Source organism: Klebsiella pneumoniae (assembly GCF_000742135.1).
GTDB classification, from domain to species: Bacteria; Pseudomonadota; Gammaproteobacteria; order Enterobacterales; family Enterobacteriaceae; genus Klebsiella; species Klebsiella pneumoniae.
Genome location: NZ_KN046818.1, coordinates 4,913,199 through 4,931,482 on the forward strand (window position 1 = coordinate 4,913,199; position 18,284 = coordinate 4,931,482).

The 18,284-nt window shown below is 61.7% G+C and carries 19 protein-coding genes; 10 read left to right on the plus strand and 9 right to left on the minus strand.

Translation table 11 applies throughout. From position 1 onward, the window contains the following. The gene (locus DR88_RS02780; protein WP_025862126.1) at nt 1–780 is read right to left on the minus strand and encodes an MBL fold metallo-hydrolase; all 780 of its coding nucleotides are present in this window, start codon (nt 778–780) and stop codon (nt 1–3) included. Nucleotides 781–945: 165 nt separating this feature from the next. Here DR88_RS02780 and DR88_RS02775 point away from each other — a divergent pair, with 165 nt between their 5' ends. Continuing rightward, nucleotides 946–1,506: an NUDIX domain-containing protein gene (locus tag DR88_RS02775; protein WP_009308807.1), complete on the plus strand. Its 561-nt coding sequence runs from the start codon at nt 946–948 to the stop codon at nt 1,504–1,506. Here the strand turns inward: DR88_RS02775 and DR88_RS02770 are convergent. The 3 genes from DR88_RS02770 to DR88_RS02760 form a co-directional block, all read right to left on the minus strand. Beyond that, complete coding sequence (locus DR88_RS02770; protein WP_025862125.1) at nt 1,496–2,350, minus strand: DMT family transporter; 855 nt, start codon at nt 2,348–2,350, stop codon at nt 1,496–1,498. The genes DR88_RS02775 and DR88_RS02770 overlap by 11 nt on opposite strands. Nucleotides 2,351–2,374: 24 nt before the next feature. Continuing rightward, nucleotides 2,375–3,184, minus strand: coding sequence for a lipoprotein NlpA (gene nlpA, locus DR88_RS02765; protein WP_004173884.1), 810 nt, complete (start codon nt 3,182–3,184; stop codon nt 2,375–2,377). A 127-nt stretch (nt 3,185–3,311) separates the two neighbouring features. After that, on the minus strand, nt 3,312–4,217 hold the full coding sequence (locus DR88_RS02760; RefSeq protein WP_004150236.1) for an AraC family transcriptional regulator: 906 nt from the start codon (nt 4,215–4,217) through the stop codon (nt 3,312–3,314). 116 nt (nt 4,218–4,333) lie between these two features. On the opposite strand from DR88_RS02760, the gene DR88_RS02755 reads away from it, so the two are divergent. Continuing rightward, nucleotides 4,334–4,870 carry a carboxymuconolactone decarboxylase family protein gene (locus tag DR88_RS02755; protein ID WP_004188074.1) on the plus strand — a complete coding sequence of 179 codons (537 nt, stop codon included), beginning with the start codon at nt 4,334–4,336 and terminating at the stop codon, nt 4,868–4,870. A 20-nt stretch (nt 4,871–4,890) separates the two neighbouring features. Here DR88_RS02755 and DR88_RS02750 read toward each other — a convergent pair whose 3' ends face one another. Then, nucleotides 4,891–5,361: a nuclear transport factor 2 family protein gene (locus tag DR88_RS02750; protein WP_020801593.1), complete on the minus strand. Its 471-nt coding sequence runs from the start codon at nt 5,359–5,361 to the stop codon at nt 4,891–4,893. A gap of 2 nt (nt 5,362–5,363) precedes the next feature. Beyond that, entirely contained in the window at nt 5,364–5,990 is a 627-nt protein-coding gene (locus tag DR88_RS02745) for a pyridoxamine 5'-phosphate oxidase family protein (RefSeq protein WP_002923018.1), read from the minus strand. A 38-nt stretch (nt 5,991–6,028) separates the two neighbouring features. Between DR88_RS02745 and DR88_RS02740 the strand changes: the two genes are divergently transcribed. Next, complete coding sequence (locus DR88_RS02740) at nt 6,029–7,000, plus strand: LysR family transcriptional regulator (protein ID WP_014343450.1); 972 nt, start codon at nt 6,029–6,031, stop codon at nt 6,998–7,000. On the opposite strand, the gene DR88_RS02735 is transcribed toward DR88_RS02740, so the two are convergent. Beyond that, on the minus strand, nt 6,997–8,490 hold the full coding sequence (locus tag DR88_RS02735; RefSeq protein WP_004145022.1) for an MDR family MFS transporter: 1,494 nt from the start codon (nt 8,488–8,490) through the stop codon (nt 6,997–6,999). The two genes, DR88_RS02740 and DR88_RS02735, sit on opposite strands and share 4 nt — an antisense overlap. 80 nt (nt 8,491–8,570) lie before the next feature. Here DR88_RS02735 and DR88_RS02730 point away from each other — a divergent pair, with 80 nt between their 5' ends. Further along, nucleotides 8,571–9,218 (plus strand): TetR/AcrR family transcriptional regulator, encoded by a 648-nt coding sequence (locus DR88_RS02730; RefSeq protein WP_004181564.1) that lies wholly within the window; start codon nt 8,571–8,573, stop codon nt 9,216–9,218. A gap of 378 nt (nt 9,219–9,596) precedes the next feature. On the opposite strand, the gene DR88_RS02725 is transcribed toward DR88_RS02730, so the two are convergent. After that, nucleotides 9,597–10,013 (minus strand): GNAT family N-acetyltransferase, encoded by a 417-nt coding sequence (locus DR88_RS02725; protein ID WP_004173879.1) that lies wholly within the window; start codon nt 10,011–10,013, stop codon nt 9,597–9,599. On the opposite strand from DR88_RS02725, the gene DR88_RS31125 reads away from it, so the two are divergent. Continuing rightward, on the plus strand, nt 9,988–10,104 hold the full coding sequence (locus tag DR88_RS31125; protein ID WP_014343452.1) for a hypothetical protein: 117 nt from the start codon (nt 9,988–9,990) through the stop codon (nt 10,102–10,104). The two genes, DR88_RS02725 and DR88_RS31125, sit on opposite strands and share 26 nt — an antisense overlap. On the opposite strand, the gene DR88_RS31130 is transcribed toward DR88_RS31125, so the two are convergent. Next, the gene (locus DR88_RS31130) at nt 10,064–10,186 is read right to left on the minus strand and encodes a hypothetical protein (protein ID WP_004150240.1); all 123 of its coding nucleotides are present in this window, start codon (nt 10,184–10,186) and stop codon (nt 10,064–10,066) included. The two genes, DR88_RS31125 and DR88_RS31130, sit on opposite strands and share 41 nt — an antisense overlap. 206 nt (nt 10,187–10,392) lie before the next feature. On the opposite strand from DR88_RS31130, the gene eefA reads away from it, so the two are divergent. From eefA to murQ, 5 genes are all read left to right on the plus strand, one after another. Beyond that, nucleotides 10,393–11,517, plus strand: a complete 1,125-nt coding sequence (eefA, locus tag DR88_RS02720; protein WP_004150241.1) for a multidrug efflux RND transporter periplasmic adaptor subunit EefA — start codon at nt 10,393–10,395, stop codon at nt 11,515–11,517. Then, a complete protein-coding gene (eefB, locus tag DR88_RS02715) occupies nt 11,517–14,624 on the plus strand; it encodes a multidrug efflux RND transporter permease subunit EefB (protein ID WP_004150242.1) in 3,108 nt (1,035 codons plus the stop codon). Before eefA ends, eefB begins: the two co-directional genes overlap by 1 nt. 3 nt (nt 14,625–14,627) lie before the next feature. After that, on the plus strand, nt 14,628–15,992 hold the full coding sequence (eefC, locus tag DR88_RS02710) for a multidrug efflux RND transporter outer membrane subunit EefC (protein WP_004145029.1): 1,365 nt from the start codon (nt 14,628–14,630) through the stop codon (nt 15,990–15,992). Nucleotides 15,993–16,037: 45 nt separating this feature from the next. Then, the gene (locus DR88_RS02705; RefSeq protein WP_004150243.1) at nt 16,038–17,201 is read left to right on the plus strand and encodes a multidrug effflux MFS transporter; all 1,164 of its coding nucleotides are present in this window, start codon (nt 16,038–16,040) and stop codon (nt 17,199–17,201) included. A gap of 162 nt (nt 17,202–17,363) precedes the next feature. Then, nucleotides 17,364–18,266: an N-acetylmuramic acid 6-phosphate etherase gene (gene murQ, locus DR88_RS02700; RefSeq protein WP_004150244.1), complete on the plus strand. Its 903-nt coding sequence runs from the start codon at nt 17,364–17,366 to the stop codon at nt 18,264–18,266. Nucleotides 18,267–18,284: the final 18 nt, after the last annotated feature.

Genomic DNA, 18,284 nt, shown 5'->3' on the forward strand with positions numbered 1-18,284 from the left:
TTAATAAACGACGGTTTCTCCATCCTGCGGGATAGAAACCACATCGGCAATCTGATTATCCAGCGCATACTGGCGCATCTCTTCCCGGCTCACCAGGCAGTGGTTGACCGCCTCGAGGTGGATAGCCATGATTTTTGCTTCCGGCAGGGTGAAGTGCACGTTCAGGAGATCTTCCTTGCCCATGATAATCGGGCCAAAGCCGATGACGTGGGCGTAGCCGGCGTTGAGGACCACCACGTCCGGGCGCAGCGTCAGCAGGTCGGCTGCAATGTCATCGCGCCAGATAGTATCCCCCACCAGCCACAGCGTCTTCTCCTGCGGATGGCGAAACACCACGCCGCAGGCCTCGCCCAGGCGTTCAGCCATCGCCGGCACCGCGTAGGTCCGGTCGCTGCCGTGTTGGCCGGAGGTGGTTTTCTGCAGGCGCACGCCGGCAAATTCGCTGTCTGCCGACAGCAGGCGCAGATCCTGAAATCCCTGGCTGCGCAGCAGCGCGGCGTCGGCCTCATGCTGGACGAACACCGGCAGGGTTTTCGGGATCGCGGCGATCGCTGCCGCGTCCCAGTGATCGTCATGGGTATGGGTGACGATCACCGCATCAACGTCGATAATTTTATCGCGGGAAAACGGCAGCTCAACCAGCGGATTGCGCAATTCGCTGCGCGCGGTGCCCGGAAAACCCGGCCAGGCGCCTTTGTCCGCCAGCATCGGATCGATGAGAAATCTTTTCCCGGCGTAGTGAATAATCTGGGTCGCATTACGGATGTGGGTGATGTTCATGTTGGCGTTCCTCTGGGGTCATCTGACGAACATCGTACTGAGTCCCCGCCTGGCTCAACAGGGGCGTTTGGGCAATGATCGATGAAATCGGGCCAACCTGCGGCGGTTGCCATCCGCCTCCGGCTATGTTGTTCTTAAGGCTCAATTTTTGACAGGAGTGGCAGGATGAAAAAGAAACTGACCGCCGCCGATATGCACGACCCGCAGGTCATCGCCGAGACGCCGTGGTTCAGCATGCGTAAGGTGGGTATTGATGTCGCCCCCGGCGAGCGCCGCGACTTTTATTCCATTCATTACCCGCGCCCGGCGGTGGGGATTGTGGCCATCCAGGATGAGAAAGTGCTGCTGATTCGCCACTACCGCTATCTGATCGATAAGGTGGTGTGGGCGATCCCCTCTGGCGGCGTCGATGAAGGGGAAGACCCGGCGGTCGCCGCGCTGCGCGAGCTGCGGGAAGAGACCGGCTGGCAGGCGCAACGCGTTGAGGAGATCATTCGCTTTAACCCCTCCTACGGCAGCAGCGATCAGCTGTTTATCACCTGGCTGGCCACCGGTTTACGCTGGGTGGGGATGGATGCAGATCAGGATGAGGTGATGGAGACCGGCTGGTTTACCTTCGACGAGATAAACCAGCTGATCGCCCGCGGCGAGATGCCGGACGGGCTGTCGCTGGTGCCGCTGCTGCAGCTGATGGCGCAGCGGCGAAGCGGCTCGCTTACGGCTTAAGCATCCGCCAGCGGAACCACAGCTGGGCCACGAGGATCAGCACGCCGCCGATAATCTTCTGCAGCGGCAGCTGTTCGCCGTACCACAGCGCGGCGGCAATGACCGTCAGCAGCGGTTCGAGCACCATGATGATCGCCGCGCTGGCCACCGCCGCGTACTTCTGCCCCTTCATCTGCAGACCGAAGCGCAGGCTGGTAGCGATGACAATGCTGGCCACCAACCAGCCGAGAGTCGGCAGGGTCATCGGCTGGTCCCAGCGTTCAACGGCAGCGGAGATGGTCAACCCGACGATACCGGTGATCGCCAGCTGCACGGTGGTCAGGGGGATCAGCGGTACTTCACGCGCGCAGCGGCTGGTGTAACAGAACCAGATCGACTGCACCAGCGCCGTCAGCAAAAACCAGCCCTGGCTGGGGTGGAAGGCTATCGGCATATGCAGACTGAGCAGCCCCAGGCCAACCACCGCGATCGGCAGGCACTCCCACCAGGCGCGCGGCGGGCGCACCTTCATCATCACCCATGCGGTCAGCGGGACGAACATCATCGACAGGCTCATGATAAACGCCCCTTCGCCGAGCGACGCCGTCGTGGAGACCGAATAGATCCACAGGCAGAGGTTGAGCGCAAACCAGAGTCCGCTGAAGATGAGTTTTGGCCAGTGCTGCTTTTGCGGGCGAAAACCGCGGCAGAACGGCAGCAGAAGCAGCGCGGCGAAGAAAAAACGCAGCCCAAGAAACGCGAACACCGGCATGCCGGCGATCGCCTCGCGGGAAAATATCCAGCCGCAGGCGGCAATCACCGTCGCGGCAATCAGCAGCAGGTCAGCCTGCCGTTGGCGTACCATACGCACCTCTCCCTGTGTGTTGGCTTACCAGCCAGGCACCGCGCCGCCGTTGAAGATAGTCTCTGCCGCCTTCGCCACCTCCGGCGACTGGTACGACTGCATAAACTCCTTCACGTTTTGCGCGTCTTTATTGTCTTCCCGGGTCACGATGATGTTCACGTAGGGCGAGTTTTTATCTTCGATAAAGATGCCGTCACGAACCGGCGACAGCCCGGTTTGCTGCAGGTAGGTGGTGCTGATGATAGCCACGTCGACTTTGGGATCGTCGAGTACGCGCGGCAGTTGCGCCCCTTCCAGCTCCATGATCTTCAGGTTATGCGGGTTGTCGGTGATATCCACCGCCGTCGGCAGCAGGCCGGTCCCGGCTTTGAGGGTAATCAGCTTCTCTTTTTGCAGCAGCAGTAGCGCCCGCCCGAGGTTGGTCGGATCGTTGGGGATAGCGATCGTCGCGCCGTCTTTCAGTTCGGCGACTGACTTGATCTTGCGCGAATAGCCGGCCATCGGGAAGACGAAGGTATTCCCGACCGCCACCAGATGATAATTATGCGCTTTGTTGTCCTGCTCAAGGAAAGGCCGATGCTGGAAGACGTTGGCGTCCAGATCCCCGGCGTTGGTCGACTCGTTGGGCAGCAGTGAGCCGCTGAACCCCACCAGCTCGACCTCCAGACCGTACTTCTCTTTGGCCACCTTCTTCGCCACTTCCGCCACATCCTGCTCGGCGCCGTTAATCACACCGACCTTAATGTGCTTCGCTTCATTACCCTTTTGGTCGCAGCCGACCAGCGCCAGACCCGCCAGCATCACTGCGGCGGCGGCCCGTAAACGTAATCTCATCCTCTTCACCCTGTCTGTCCTGACTGTCATTGTTTTTTTCGTGCAAAACTATAGCGACTTTCGGGTCGGGTAATAAACAGCAAACCACGCAACTGGAAATAAAATCATCTTCGCGAAACGCGAGGCGCTAGCCCCGTCGCCACTCGCCCGGCGTCACGCCATAGCGCATTTTGAAGCGCTTCGAGAAGGACGCCAGCGACTGAAAGCCGCAGCGTTCGGCAATGACCTCGAGGTTGGTCTGACGCTCCAGGCGCAGCAGCCGGGCGGCCAGCGCCATTCGCAACTGCGACAGCCACGCCTGCGGCGTCAGGTGATAGACGCGGGCAAAATGACGGGCAAAGGTGGCCCGTGATAAAAACGCGCGGGCGGCCATACTCTCCAGCGTCCACGGCTGCTCCGGGGTCGCCATCACCGCCAGCACCGCCGGCATCAGGCGTTCATCGCTCATCAGGCGCAGCAGCCCGCCGGGCGGCTGCTGCTCGCCAAGCAGCATGCGCAGCAGGAGCACCAGCAGCGTATCGCCGAGGCTGCGCACGATAGCGCTGCCGCCGGGACGCTGCGCCAGGCTCTCGCGCACCAGTATATTAAGCAGCGCGTCAAGCTCCGGGCAGTCTTCACGCGCATCGGTATGGAGATGGATCAGCGTCGATGCTTCACTGAACAGCCAGCTGACGTGCGGACCAAAATAGAATTCGCCGCACAGCATCTCCAGCGCCCCCTCCGCCGGGCCGGCGCGCATTTCCGTCACCGTGCCGTTAAACCGGTGCGCCACCGGCAGCACCTGGCCCCACTCCACCAGACTCTCCATCAGATGCGGCGAACCGTGCGGCAGGAGGACGACATCTCCCGCGCGCAGGTGATGAGTCTGGCCGCCGACGTTGAGCCGCCCCTCGCCGCGCAGCACCACGTGCCAGGGCACCACGCCGCTGCGCATTTGCTGGTGCCCGGCCTGCCAGCGGCCGCCGAAGCGACAGTGCAGGTTCACTTCGCAGCGCGGCGCCAGCAGCGCCAGCAGATGACTGAGACTGTCCATGCTTCTCCTGAGACGATAAGACAAAAAGGTGAGACGAAGACCGCCAGTCTAGCATGCGGCAAGCGCCTAAGATGACCCCATTGCCAACACACCCTCGATAACAACAGGAGTTAACCATGAGCCGTTTAGCAGATATCCGTGAACAAGACGCCACCGGCAAAGCCGCCGATATTTTCGCCGGGATCAAAAAAGCGATGGGCAAAGTGCCGAACGCCTACCTGACCATCGGCGGCCACTCGCCGGCGGCGCTGCAGCAGGCGCTGGCGCACAATGCGATGCTCCATAAAGGCAGCCTCAGCGCCCAGCAGCTGGAAGCGATTAATCTGTCGGTCAGCGAAGCCACCGGCTGTGACTACTGCCTGGCCGCGCACACCCTGATGGCGAAAAAAGCCGGCTTCAGCAGCGAGCAGATCCACGCCCTGCGCCGCGGGGAGTATGCGGAAGAGATGCAGCTTGATGCGCTGGTGAAATTCGCGCAGACCTTGGTGACCACCACCGGTACGCTGCCGGAAGCCGACGTCGCCGCGCTGCGCAACGCCGGTTTTAGCGACCAGCAGGTGATTGAGATTATCAGCGCCATCAGCGCCATCCTGTTCACCAACATGGTGAACCGGGTTAACGACACGGTGGTCGACTTCCCGAAAGCCGATTAATCCGTCGCGCAGCGCCGGTTTTACAGCCCCAGATCGCTGAGCCCCGGATGATCGTCCGGGCGGCGCCCCTGCGGCCAGTGGAACAGGCGCTCGCTTTCGCTAATTGGCAGATCGTTGATGCAGGCGTAGCGCGTCTGCATCAGTCCATGCTTATCAAACTCCCAGTTCTCATTGCCATACGAGCGAAACCAGTTGCCGCTGTCGTCGCACCACTCATAGGCGAAGCGCACGGCAATGCGATTCTCCTGCCATGCCCACAGCTCCTTAATCAGCCGGTATTGCTGCTCCTTGCGCCATTTTCGCTGCAGGAACTCAACAATTTGCCCCCGACCGTGGACAAATTCGCTGCGGTTACGCCATTCGCTATCCACGGTGTAGGCCAGGGCGACTTTTTCCGCATCGCGGCTGTTCCAGCCATCTTCCGCGGCGCGGACCTTCTGGATAGCGCTGTCGCGGGTAAACGGCGGTAACGGGGAACGTTGTTCGGTCATGCTTACTCTCCTCTGCGGGCTAATTGCTGCTGCAGGCGCTGATTCTCCTGCTCCAGGTCATGAATACGTTGCTGCAGGTTCTGGCTGTACTCCGCCACCTGCTGCGCGCTGTAGCGCGGCGTAATGTGCTGCGGGCAGTTCCAGTCAAACGCCTGCAAATGAAAAAGAAACAGACGTTCAATGCGGGCGCGATAGTTGGCCGGCGCCACCTGCGCCAGCAGCTGCGGGTGGTCCTCTGCCGCCAGGACCTCGACGGTGGCGTAGATTTTCAGCCTGGCACGGCGCGGATAATCCATCAAAAACAGGCAGGCCCGGTCGCTGCCGCGCAGATTGCCGGTAGTAATGTATTGGCGGTTACCGCCGAAATCGGCCATCGCCAGGGTGGTGTCATCCAGCAGATGCAGAAACCCCGGCGGGCCGCCGCGATGCTGAATGTAGGGCCAGCCGCTCTGCGACACCGTCGCCAGATAAAAGCTGTCGCGGGTGGCGATCATCCCCGCTTCGCTGTCGCCGAAGCGGTCGGCCTGGCGGCGACTGCGCGGCGTTTGCCACAGCGAGTCGCTGCCCATTTCATGCTGCACATCCATCACGTCCGGGGTGATAGCGATATCGAGAAAGGTTGCTGCCATAGCGCCTCCTGTTGTCTGGCGCCATCATGGACTGTACTGTGAAGAATGATAATACGGGTAAAGTGGCAATCATCTTTCCGCAAAACGGGAGAATAATGGATCGATTAAGCGCGATGGCGCTGCTGGTGAAAGTGACCGAGCTGGGGAGCATGTCGGCGGCAGCGCGGGCGCTGAATATGCCGTTGACCACCGTCAGCCGCCATATTGGCGAACTGGAGAGCGCGCTGGGCGTACGCCTGCTGGCGCGAACCACCCGCAAACTGACGCTCACCGACGCCGGGGTCGATTATGTTGCCGCCGCGCGGCGGATCCTTGAGGAGGTGGAAAACGCCGAACGCCAGGCGACGGGCGAATATCAGGAACCGAAGGGCGAGCTGGTGATCTCCGCGCCGACGATGTTTGGACGCCAGCACGTTCTTCCGGTAATCAGTGAATTTATCGCCCGCTACCCGCTAATTCGCGTCCGTTTGCTGCTCAGCGATCGCAATGCCGACCTGGTGAGCGACCATGTCGATCTGGCGGTGCGGATTGGCGACCTGGCGGACAGCAGCATGGTGGCCACCCGCCTCGGCACCATGCGGATTGTGGCCTGCGCCCATCCGGCGCTGCTGGCGAAATACGGCGAGCCGCAGCGGCCGCGCGATCTGGCGGCGCTGCCGATCATCCGCATTGAATCGCCGATGCCCTATCGCGGCTGGCGCTTTCGCGCCGCTGAGCGCGAGGACCAGCTGATTAACCTGCCGCCGGTGCTATCCGTTACCACGCCGGAGAGCGCCGCCGATGCCGCGCGGCTGGGGGTGGGGGTGGCCCGCTTACTGCATTATCAGGCGCTGGATGGCCTGCGCCACGGGGAGCTCCGTCTGCTGCTGGAAAACGTCGAGCCGGATCCGGCGCCGGTCCATTTGCTGTATACCGCTCGGGATCTGGCGCCGCTTAAGCTGCGCAAATTTATCGATTTTGCCGCACCGGCGCTGCGTCAGGCACTGCTGCGCATCGCCGGGGCCGCTTAATGCGTCGCGGTCTTCAGCGGCGCCTCCTTTAACAGCCATGAGAGGACAAACGCCACCGCCATAATGCCGGCCGCCATCAGAAACGCCGCGTGGATCGCCGCGCCGAAGGCGTCGAGGTAGTCGAGGCGGATATCCGCGGGCAGGTGCTGGACCGCCACCGGATTCATTCCCGGCGGCAGCACCGCGCCTTCCGGCAGCAGTTGTTGCAGGTTGCTCTGCAGCACGTGCGTGAACACCGCGCCAAACAGCGCCACGCCGATGGAGCCGCCAATCGAGCGGAACAGGGTCACGCCGGAGGTGGCGACGCCGTACATCTGCGCCGGCATCGCATTCTGCACCGCCAGGACCAGCACCTGCATCACCAGCCCCAGACCCGCTCCCAGCACGCCGGTAAACAGGTACAGCTGCCACAGCGGCGAGTGAATGGTGATGCGGGTCAGCAGTACCATGCCGGTCACGCCGAGCAGGGTGCCGAGGATCGGAAACAGGCGATATTTACCGGTACGGCTGATAATCCGCCCGCTGATAATCGAGGTCAGCAGCAGGCCTCCCATCAGCGGGATTAACTGTAACCCGGCCTCGGTGGGCGTCGCCTCCTTCACCACCTGCAGATAGAGCGGCAGGAAGGTGACTGACCCGAACAGCGACATGCCGATGACGAAGCCGATCAGGCTGCACAGCAGGAAGCTGCGGTTGCGGAACAGCGCCAGCGGAATAATCGGCTCGGCGGCCATCCGTTCTTCGTAAATAAAGCCGATGATCCCCACGATGCCGAAGGCCAGAATGCACCACAGCTGCGGGTCATTCCACGCATGGACGCTGCCCCCTTCCGAGGTAAACAGGATGATGCACAGCAGCGCCATGCTGAGATAAATCGCCCCCAGCCAGTCAATCTGATGCTGGCTGCGTTTATTGCTGCTGTGGAATACCGCGCCGATCACCAGCAGCGCGAACAGGCCGAGCGGCAGGTTGATATAGAAGATCCAGCGCCAGGAGGCGTGCTGCACCAGAAAACCGCCGATCAGCGGGCCGATCACCGTCGCCAGGCCGAAAACGCCGCCGAACAGCCCCTGATAGCGGCCGCGGTTGGCGGGCGGGATGACGTCGGCGACCGCCGCCATGCTGATCACCATCAGGCCGCCGCCGCCGAGCCCCTGCAGGCCGCGCATCAGCACCAGTTGGGTCATATTCTGCGCCAGCCCGCAGAGCGCGGAGCCGACGAGAAACAGCCCAATCGCCACCTGCAGCACAATTTTGCGGCCGAACAGATCGCCAAATTTACCGTACAGCGGCACCGCGATGGTGGAGCTGAGGATATAGGCGGTGACCACCCAGGAAAGCTTGTCCAGCCCGCCCAGTTCGCCGACAATCGTCGGCAGCGCGGTGGAGACAATGGTCTGATCCAGCGCTGAAAGCAGCATCACCAGCAGCAATGCGCTGAACAGCAGGCGTATCGACTGCACCGGTGGGTTAGCGACTTGAGAAGTCATTACAACGCTCGCTTGAAATTAATTAAATGCATAATTAATATTTAGTGAAAGAATGAGTCGGGTCAAGAGATCGCCATATCATGACAGCACAAAAGGATCAGGATGCTCCCCGCCGCCCGGGTCGGCCGCGCGGTAAAAAACCGGGTACCGCCAACCGCGAACAGTTGATGGACATCGCCCTGACGCTGTTTGCCCGCGACGGGGCGGGCCGCGTATCGTTGAACGCCATCGCCAAAGAGGCCGGGGTGACGCCGGCGATGCTGCATTACTACTTCAGCTCGCGGGATGCGCTGGTGACTCAGCTGATTGAGGAGCGCTTTATGCCGCTGCGCAATCACATCAGCCGCATCTTTGTCGATCATCCACAGGACCCGGTACTGGCGCTGACGATGATGGTCGAGACGCTAGCGCATATGGCGGAGAAAAACGCCTGGTTCGCGCCGCTGTGGATGCAGGAGATCATCGGCGAAATGCCGATTCTGCGCCAGCATATGGATGCCCGCTTCGGCGAGGAGCGTTTTCAGGTGATGCTGGGGACGGTGCGTCGCTGGCAGCAGGAAGGCAAGATCAATCCGGCGCTGGCGCCGGAGCTGCTGTTTACCACGGTAATTAGCCTGGTGCTGGTGCCATTTTCACGCATCCACAGCGATCCGCGTTTACAGGCGGTCAACCGTCAGACCATCGTCAGCCACGCGCTGGCGTTAATGGGCCACGGCGTTGGAGGTTAAGGCGTGGTTTTGACGCTTTTGTAGTCCGGATAAGACACCACGCGCCGCCATCCGGGATTTTCCCTGCTCGCGCTACGCTTAGCAGGGCTACAACTTCTATGTTAATTCCCGGCAGATTGCGCTCCCGGTTGATCTTCTGCGTTATGTCTCTTATGCCGCAGGGAGCGCACAGCACGAACCGTAGGCCGGGTAAGGCGACAGCCGCCACCCGGCAAGAATACAGGTGCCGTGCCTGATATCCTGCCCGGCGGCGCTGCGCTTGCCGGTCCTGGGTGGGGCGAAACTACGGGAGGACTGTGTAGGCCGGATAAGGCCTTTATGCCGCCATCCGGCACAACCACAGGTACGGTACCTGACCGCCCGGGGATACCAGGATCGTTACAGCGCCTTCGACAAATAGTGGCGCTGCATGCCTGCGTGCGGGAAGTCGGGCAGCGACATCTGCAGCTGATAGCCTAATTTCTGATAAAACGGCAGCGCCTGGAAGCTAAAGGTATCCACCAGCAGATGGCTGCAGCCTTGCGCCTGCGCCTGCTGTTCCGCCTCCTGCATCAGCTCGCTCCCCAGCCCGCGCCCGCGCGTCGTCTCGCTAACCCACAGATACTCAATGCACAGCCAGTTGCCCTTGCGTTTAGCAATCAGCCCGCCCTGCATTACCCCTTGCGCATCGCGCGAGTAAATCCCCAGATCGCCAAACTGCGCCGCATCGAGATACTGCTGATTATACTGCCGCAGACCGGCAAACAGTTCTTGTTGATCGTCGGGATTAATGCTTTTTGTAATGATTAGTGTCATTAACTATCTCCAGTATCGCGCTGCCGAATGGTTATTTTCCCTCTCCACTTTCACAAAATATTCTTATTTTCTCCATGATTATTTGCCTTAATTTTTTGCGTTCTAAAAGTAAGCAAAAAAACCTTTCCATTATCGCGACGGATCGTATAATGGGGAAAAATGAGAATGATCATTCTCACCACAAAACCAGAGGAGATGCGCTTTTCACCTCCTGAAGACCGAAGAGGTTGGCTTCAGCGGAGACACAATAACAATCACGTTCAGGAACATCTGTGTTCCTTTTTTGTCATTTTCGCTCACCCGAAAATGCCTCAGCGCCCAACCTATTCCCTCGTTTTTAAATAAACGGGGCGGACGTCTTATATCTTGAGAAAATATAATGAAATACATCATAGCTCCCATCGCGACAGCATTATTTCTCCTTAGCGGATGCGATAATGCGCAGACATCTGCTCCGCAGCAACCCACGCCGGAAGTGGGCGTGGTCACCCTGCAAAGCCAGCCGGTGCCGGTAGTCAGCCAGCTCACCGGCCGCACCACCGCCTCGCTCAGCGCCGAAGTTCGCCCGCAGGTGGGCGGCATCATCCAGAAACGCCTGTTTACCGAAGGCGATATGGTGAAGGCCGGGCAGGCCCTTTACCAGATCGATCCCTCCAGCTATCGCGCGACCTGGAACGAAGCGGCGGCGGCGCTGAAACAGGCCCAGGCGCTGGTGGTCTCCGATTGCCAGAAGGCCCAGCGCTACGCGTCGCTGGTCAGGGATAACGGCGTTTCCCGCCAGGATGCTGACGACGCCGCCTCCACCTGCGCCCAGGACAAAGCCAGCGTGGAATCGAAGAAAGCGGCGCTGGAGAGCGCGCGCATTAACCTGAACTGGACCACCGTCACCGCGCCGATTGCCGGGCGCATCGGCATCTCGTCGGTTACGCCGGGGGCGCTGGTCTCCGCCGATCAGGATACCGCGCTGGCGACGATCCGCGGGCTCGACACCATGTATGTTGATCTGACGCGATCCAGCGTCGATCTCCTGCGTTTACGCAAGCAAAGCCTGGCCAGCAACAGCGACACCCTCAGCGTGACGTTAACCCTGGAAGATGGCAGTACCTATCCCGAAAAAGGGCGTCTGGCGCTCACCGAAGTCGCCGTCGATGAATCTACCGGCTCGGTAACCCTGCGCGCTATCTTCCCCAACCCGCAGCACGTCCTGCTGCCGGGGATGTTCGTCCGCGCGCGCATCGATGAAGGCATCATGAACGACGCGATCCTCGCCCCACAGCAGGGGATCACCCGCGATGCCAAAGGCGACGCCACGGCGCTGGTGGTCGATGCCGCCAACAAAGTTGAGCAGCGTACCGTGGAAACCGGCGACACCTACGGCGATAAATGGCTGGTGCTGAGCGGCCTGAAAGCGGGCGACAAGCTGATTGTCGAAGGCACCGGTAAAGTGGCCCCCGGACAGACAGTGAAGGCCGTCGCCGTCAACAATAACGGAGGCAACGCCTGATGTTCTCCCGTTTCTTCGTGCGTCGCCCGGTCTTTGCCTGGGTGATCGCCATTCTGATTATGCTCGCCGGGGTGCTGGCGATCCGCACGCTGCCGGTAGGCCAGTACCCGGATGTCGCCCCGCCGGCGGTGAAAATCTCCGCCACCTATACCGGGGCGTCCGCCGAAACCCTGGAGAACAGCGTCACCCAGGTGATCGAGCAGCAGCTCACCGGCCTCGACCATCTGCTCTACTTCAGCTCCACCAGCAGCTCCGACGGCTCGGTCAGCATCACCGTCACCTTTGAGCAGGGGACCGACCCGGACACCGCCCAGGTGCAGGTGCAAAACAAAGTGCAGCAGGCGGAATCGCGGCTGCCGAGCGAAGTCCAGCAGTCCGGCGTAACGGTGGAAAAATCGCAGAGCAGCTTTCTGCTGATCCTTGCGGTGTATGACAAAACCAACCGCGCCACCAGCTCCGATATCTCCGACTGGCTGGTCAGCAATATGCAGGACCCGCTGGCGCGCGTGGAGGGCGTCGGCAGCCTGCAGGTATTCGGCGCCGAATACGCGATGCGCGTCTGGATGGACCCGACCAAACTCGCCTCCTACTCGCTGATGCCTTCCGACGTCCAGTCGGCGATTGAGGCGCAGAACGTGCAGGTTTCCGCCGGTAAAATCGGCGCGCTACCGTCGTCCAATGCCCAGCAATTAACCGCCACCGTGCGCGCGCAGTCCCGGCTGCAAACCCCTGACCAGTTCAAAGCGATCATCGTGAAAAGCCAGGCCGACGGCTCGGTAGTACGCCTGAGCGATGTCGCGCGGGTGGAGATGGGTAGCGAGGATTACACCGCCACCGCCAATCTGAACGGCCACCCGGCCGCCGGGATCGCGGTGATGATGGCCCCCGGCGCCAACGCGCTGGACACCGCGACGCTGGTGAAAAGCAAAATCGCCGAATTCCAGCGTCAGATGCCGCAGGGTTACGATATTGCCTATCCGAAGGACAGCACCGAGTTCATCAAAATCTCGGTCGAGGACGTGATTCAGACCCTGTTCGAAGCGATTATCCTCGTAGTCTGCGTGATGTATCTGTTCCTGCAGAACTTCCGCGCGACGCTCATTCCGGCGGTGGCGGTGCCGGTGGTGCTGCTTGGCACCTTCGGGATGCTGGCCCTGTTCGGCTACTCGATTAACACCCTGACGCTGTTCGCCATGGTGCTGGCGATCGGCCTGCTGGTGGATGACGCCATCGTGGTGGTGGAGAACGTGGAGCGCATTATGCGCGACGAAGGGCTCCCCGCTCGCGAAGCCACCGAAAAATCGATGGGCGAAATCTCCGGCGCGCTGGTGGCGATTGCCCTGGTGCTGTCGGCGGTGTTCCTGCCGATGGCCTTCTTCGGCGGTTCGACTGGGGTCATCTATCGCCAGTTCTCGGTAACCATTATCTCGGCGATGATGCTGTCGGTAGTGGTAGCGCTGACCCTCACCCCGGCGCTGTGCGGCGCGCTGCTCAGCCACTCCAAACCGCACACCAAAGGGTTCTTCGGCGCCTTTAACCGCCTGTGGGGACGTACGGAGGCGGGCTACCAGCGCCGGGTGCTCGGCGGCCTGCGCCGGGGCGCAGTGATGATGGGCGCTTACGCGCTGATTTGCGGGGCGATGGCGCTGGCGATGTGGAAGCTGCCGGGCAGCTTCCTGCCGGTGGAGGACCAGGGGGAGATCATGGTCCAGTACACCCTGCCCGCCGGGGCGACGGCGGTGCGTACCGCCGAGGTGCGCCGCCAGGTCACCGACTGGTTCCTCACCAAAGAGAAAGCCAATACCGACGTCATTTTCACCGTCGACGGCTTCAGCTTTAGCGGCAGCGGGCAGAACGCCGGGATGGCCTTCGTGTCGCTGAAAAACTGGTCGCAGCGCAAAGGGGACGACAACACCGCCCAGGCCATCGCCCTGCGCGCCACCAAAGAGCTGGGGACGATCCGCGACGCCACCCTCTTCGCCATGACCCCGCCGTCGGTAGACGGTCTCGGGCAGAGCAACGGCTTCACCTTCGAACTGATGGCCAGCGGCGGTACCGACCGTGACAGCCTGATGAAGCTGCGCAGCCAGCTGCTGGCGGCGGCCAACCAGAGCAGCGAACTGCAGTCGGTGCGCGCTAACGATCTGCCGCAGATGCCGCAGCTGCAGGTGGATATCGACAACAACAAAGCCGTCTCGCTGGGGCTGTCGCTGAGCGACGTGACCGATACGCTCTCCAGCGCCTGGGGCGGTACCTACGTGAATGACTTTATCGATCGCGGCCGGGTGAAAAAGGTCTATATCCAGGGCGAAAGCGACGCGCGCGCGGTGCCGTCGGACCTTGGCAAATGGTTCGTTCGCGGCAGCGATAACAGCATGACGCCGTTCTCCGCCTTCGCCACCACCCACTGGCAATACGGCCCGGAAAGCCTGGTGCGCTACAACGGCTCCGCCGCCTTTGAGATCCAGGGCGAAAACGCCGCCGGCTTCAGCTCCGGCGCGGCGATGGACAAGATGGAAAAGCTGGCCGACAGCCTGCCGGCGGGCTCCACCTGGGCGTGGAGCGGCATTTCGCTGCAGGAAAAGCTGGCCAGCGGCCAGGCGATGAGCCTGTACGCCATCTCGATTCTGGTGGTGTTCCTGTGCCTGGCGGCGCTGTATGAGAGCTGGTCGGTGCCGTTCTCGGTGATCATGGTCATCCCGCTCGGCCTGCTTGGCGCGGCGCTGGCGGCGACGCTGCGCGGCTTAAGCAACGACGTCTACTTCCAGGTGGCGCTGCTGACCACCATCGGCCTGTCGTCGAAAAACGCCATCCTGATCGTGGAGTTCGCTGAATCCGCCGTGGATGAGGGGTATTCGCTCTCCCGGGCGGCGATCCGCGCCGCGCAGACTCGCCTGCGCCCGATTGTCATGACCTCGCTGGCGTTTATCGCCGGGGTGCTGCCGCTGGCCATCGCCACCGGCGCCGGAGCCAACAGCCGCGTGGCGATCGGCACCGGGATTATCGGCGGCACCCTGACGGCCACCCTGCTGGCGGTGTTCTTCGTACCGCTGTTCTTCGTGCTGGTGAAGCGTCTCTTCACCCGCCAACGTCCTTCTCAGGAGTAAGGTATGTTTCGTTTAAGTTTTATGTTTATCGCGCTCCTGACCGCGGGCTGCGTCTCGCTTGACCCGCATTATGATCGCCCGGCCGCGCCGGTGCCGGCCACCCTGCCCGGGGCGCACGGCGAATCGACGGCGGTGGTCGGCGACTGGCAGAAAGTGGTCAATGACGCGCGGCTGAAAAAAGTGGTCAGCATCGCGCTGAACAGCAACCGCGATGTGCAAAAGGCGCTGGCCGATATCGAGGCCGCGCGCGCCCAGTATGGCGAAACGCGGGCATCGCTGTTTCCCACCGTTGATGCCGAACTGAGCCACACCCGCAGCAAAACGGTGGCCAGCGGCCTGAGCTCCGCTTCACAGGCCGACGGCGCGGTCTCCAGCTTCGAACTGGACTTGTTCGGCAAGAACCAGAGCCTGTCGCGCGCGGCGCGCGAAACCTGGCTTGCCAGCGAATTCACCGCGCAGAATACCCGGCTGACGATGATTGCCGATTTGACCACCGCCTGGGTGACGCTGGCGACGGATAACAGCAATCTGGCGCTGGCGCAGCAGACCATGGACAGCGCGGCAAACTCGCGCAACATCGTCGCCCGCCAGATGGCGGTTGGCACCGCCTCAGCCGGCGATGTAAGCTCGGCGGAAAGCGTCTATCAGCAGGCGCGCGCCAGCGTCGCCAGCTATCGCACGCTGGTGGCGCAGGATAAAAACGCCATTAACCTGCTGGCGGGGGAAACCGTGCCGGAGAGCCTGCTGCCCGGCACTCTCGAGAGTCTCGGGGATAACAGCATCGCGCTGGTGCCGGCGGGCGTGTCGTCGTCGGTGCTGCTGCGTCGGCCGGACATTCAGGAAGCGGAGCACAATCTGAAGAGCGCCAATGCCGATATCGGCGCGGCGCGGGCGAACTTCTTCCCGTCGATTTCCCTGACCGCCAGCGCCGGGGTCGGCAGCGACTCGCTGTCGTCGCTGTTCAGCCACGGGATGCAGGTGTGGTCGTTCGCCCCCTCCATCAGCCTGCCGCTGTTCACCGGCGGCAGCAACCTGTCGCAGCTGCGCTATGCGGAAGCGGAGAAAAAGGGGCTGATCGCCACCTACGAGAAATCGATTCAGAGCGCGTTTAAGGACGTTGCCGATGCGCTGGCGCGCCGGGAAACGCTGAGCGAAGAGCTTGATGCTCAGCGGCAGTATGTCGCCGCCGAGCAGACATCGCTGGATATCGCCATGAAGAGCTATCAGGCCGGGGTCGGCGATTATCTGTCGGTGCTCACCGCTCAGCGCACGCTGTGGTCGGCGAAAACGACGCTGCTGTCCCTGCAGCAGACCGACCTCAATAACCGGATCACCCTCTGGCAGTCGCTGGGCGGCGGCGCCAGTTAAACTTACCCGCCGGGCGACCGAGCCCGGCCTCTACAAGGAATCGTTATGGCACGTGTTTCCCTCTCCTGGGCGCTGATCCTCGGCCTGCTGTCGGGTATCGGCCCGCTGTGCACGGATTTTTATCTACCGGCGCTGCCAGAGATCACTCAGCAGCTGCAGGCCACCAGCACCCAGACCCAGCTGTCGTTGACCGCCGCGCTGATTGGTCTCGGCCTGGGTCAGCTGTTTTTCGGCCCGCTGAGCGACCGCATTGGCCGCCTGAAACCGCTGGCGCTGTCCCTGCTGCTGTTTATCTTCTCTTCGGCGATGTGCGCCCAGACCCGCGATATCAACATGCTGATTGTCTGGCGCTTTTTACAAGGCTTCGCCGGCGCCGGCGGCTCGGTGCTGTCGCGATCCATTGCCCGCGATAAATACCAGGGCACCCTGCTGACCCAGTTTTTCGCCCTGCTGATGACCGTGAACGGCATTGCGCCGGTGCTGTCCCCGGTGCTGGGCGGCTACGTCATCACCGCCTTCGACTGGCGAATTCTCTTCTGGACGATGGCCGCCATTGGCGGCGTGCTGCTGGTGATGAGCCTGGCGATCCTGCGGGAAACGCGGCCGGCCACAGCGGCGCATGCCGCCCGCCAGCAACGCGGCCAGCCGGTGCTGAAAAATCGCCGCTTTCTGCGCTTCTGCCTGATTCAGGCCTTTATGATGGCCGGGCTGTTCTCCTACATCGGCTCTTCTTCCTTCGTGATGCAGAGCGAATACGGCATGAGCGCCATGCAGTTCAGTCTGCTGTTCGGTCTGAACGGTATCGGGCTGATCATCGCCGCGATGATCTTTTCCCGTCTGGCGCGCCGCTTTAGCGCCGAAAGCCTGCTGCGCGGCGGCCTGACGCTGGCCGTGAGCTGTGCGGCGATCATGCTGCTGTTTGCCTGGCTGCATCTGCCGGTGCTGGCGCTGGTCGGCCTGTTCTTTACCGTGTCGCTGATGAGCGGCATCAGCACCGTCGCCGGCGCGGAGGCGATGAGCGCCGTCGACGCCGCGCAGTCCGGGACCGCGTCCGCGCTGATGGGCACCCTGATGTTTGTCTTCGGCGGCATCGCCGCGCCGCTGGCGGGTCTCGGCGGCGAAACGATGCTGAAAATGAGCCTCGCGATGGCCATCTCCTACCTGCTGGCGCTGCTGCTGGGCCTCAGCAAACCGCGCGACGCACGCTAATCTCCTGCTGCGGTAATAAAATATTCCAGATTTATTACCGCACTATTTCCCGCCATATCTGCCATTCTCGTATTATTCTCCACGTACTAATCGTGATACTCTTCACATGAAAGGAATAAATAATTCCTTATACTGCGCGCCACTGAGAATAACGAGGTTTCTATGAGTATCGACCTGAGCAAACTGCTGACCGAGCGACGTAACGCCAACAGCGCCAACATTGACACCCTCTCCACCCTCGAGATGCTGACGGTGATAAACCAGGAAGACCAGCAGGTAGCCCAGGCGATAACGCCCTATCTGCCGCAGATTGCCGAGGTGGTGGATAAGGTCGCGGCGGCGCTGCAGGCCGGTGGCCGCTTGATTTACATTGGCGCGGGTACCTCAGGGCGTCTGGGGATCCTCGATGCCAGCGAATGCCCGCCAACCTTCGGCACCCGCCCGGAGCAGGTGGTGGGGATCATCGCCGGCGGACATAAAGCGATTCTCAGCGCCGTGGAAAACGTGGAAGACAACAAAGCGCAGGGGGCGATGGATCTGCAGAACCTGAACTTCAGCAACCGCGATGTGCTGGTGGGGCTGGCGGCCAGCGGACGCACGCCGTACGTCATTGGCGCCATGGAATACGCCCATAGTCAGAATGCCTTTGTCGCCATCGTCAGCTGTAACCCGCATGGCGAAATGGCCCAGCTGGCGGACGTGGCGATCACCCCGGTAGTCGGCCCGGAAGTGGTCACTGGCTCTACCCGCCTGAAAGCCGGCACCGCGCAGAAGCTGGTGCTGAACATGATCTCCACCGGGGCGATGATCCGCGTCGGCAAGGTGTACAGCAACCTGATGGTCGACGTTGAAGCGACCAACGCCAAGCTGATTGAGCGCCAGGTCTCTATCGTGATGGAGGCTACCGACTGCGATCGCGCCACCGCCCAGAAGGCGCTGGAGGCCTGCGGCCGCCACTGTAAAACGGCGATCGTGATGGTGCTGGCGGACTTAAGCGCCACAGAGGCGCAGTCGCTGCTGGCGAAAAACAACGGCTATATCCGCAAGGCGCTCAGCAACACCTGAGCGCCGACAGACAGGTAA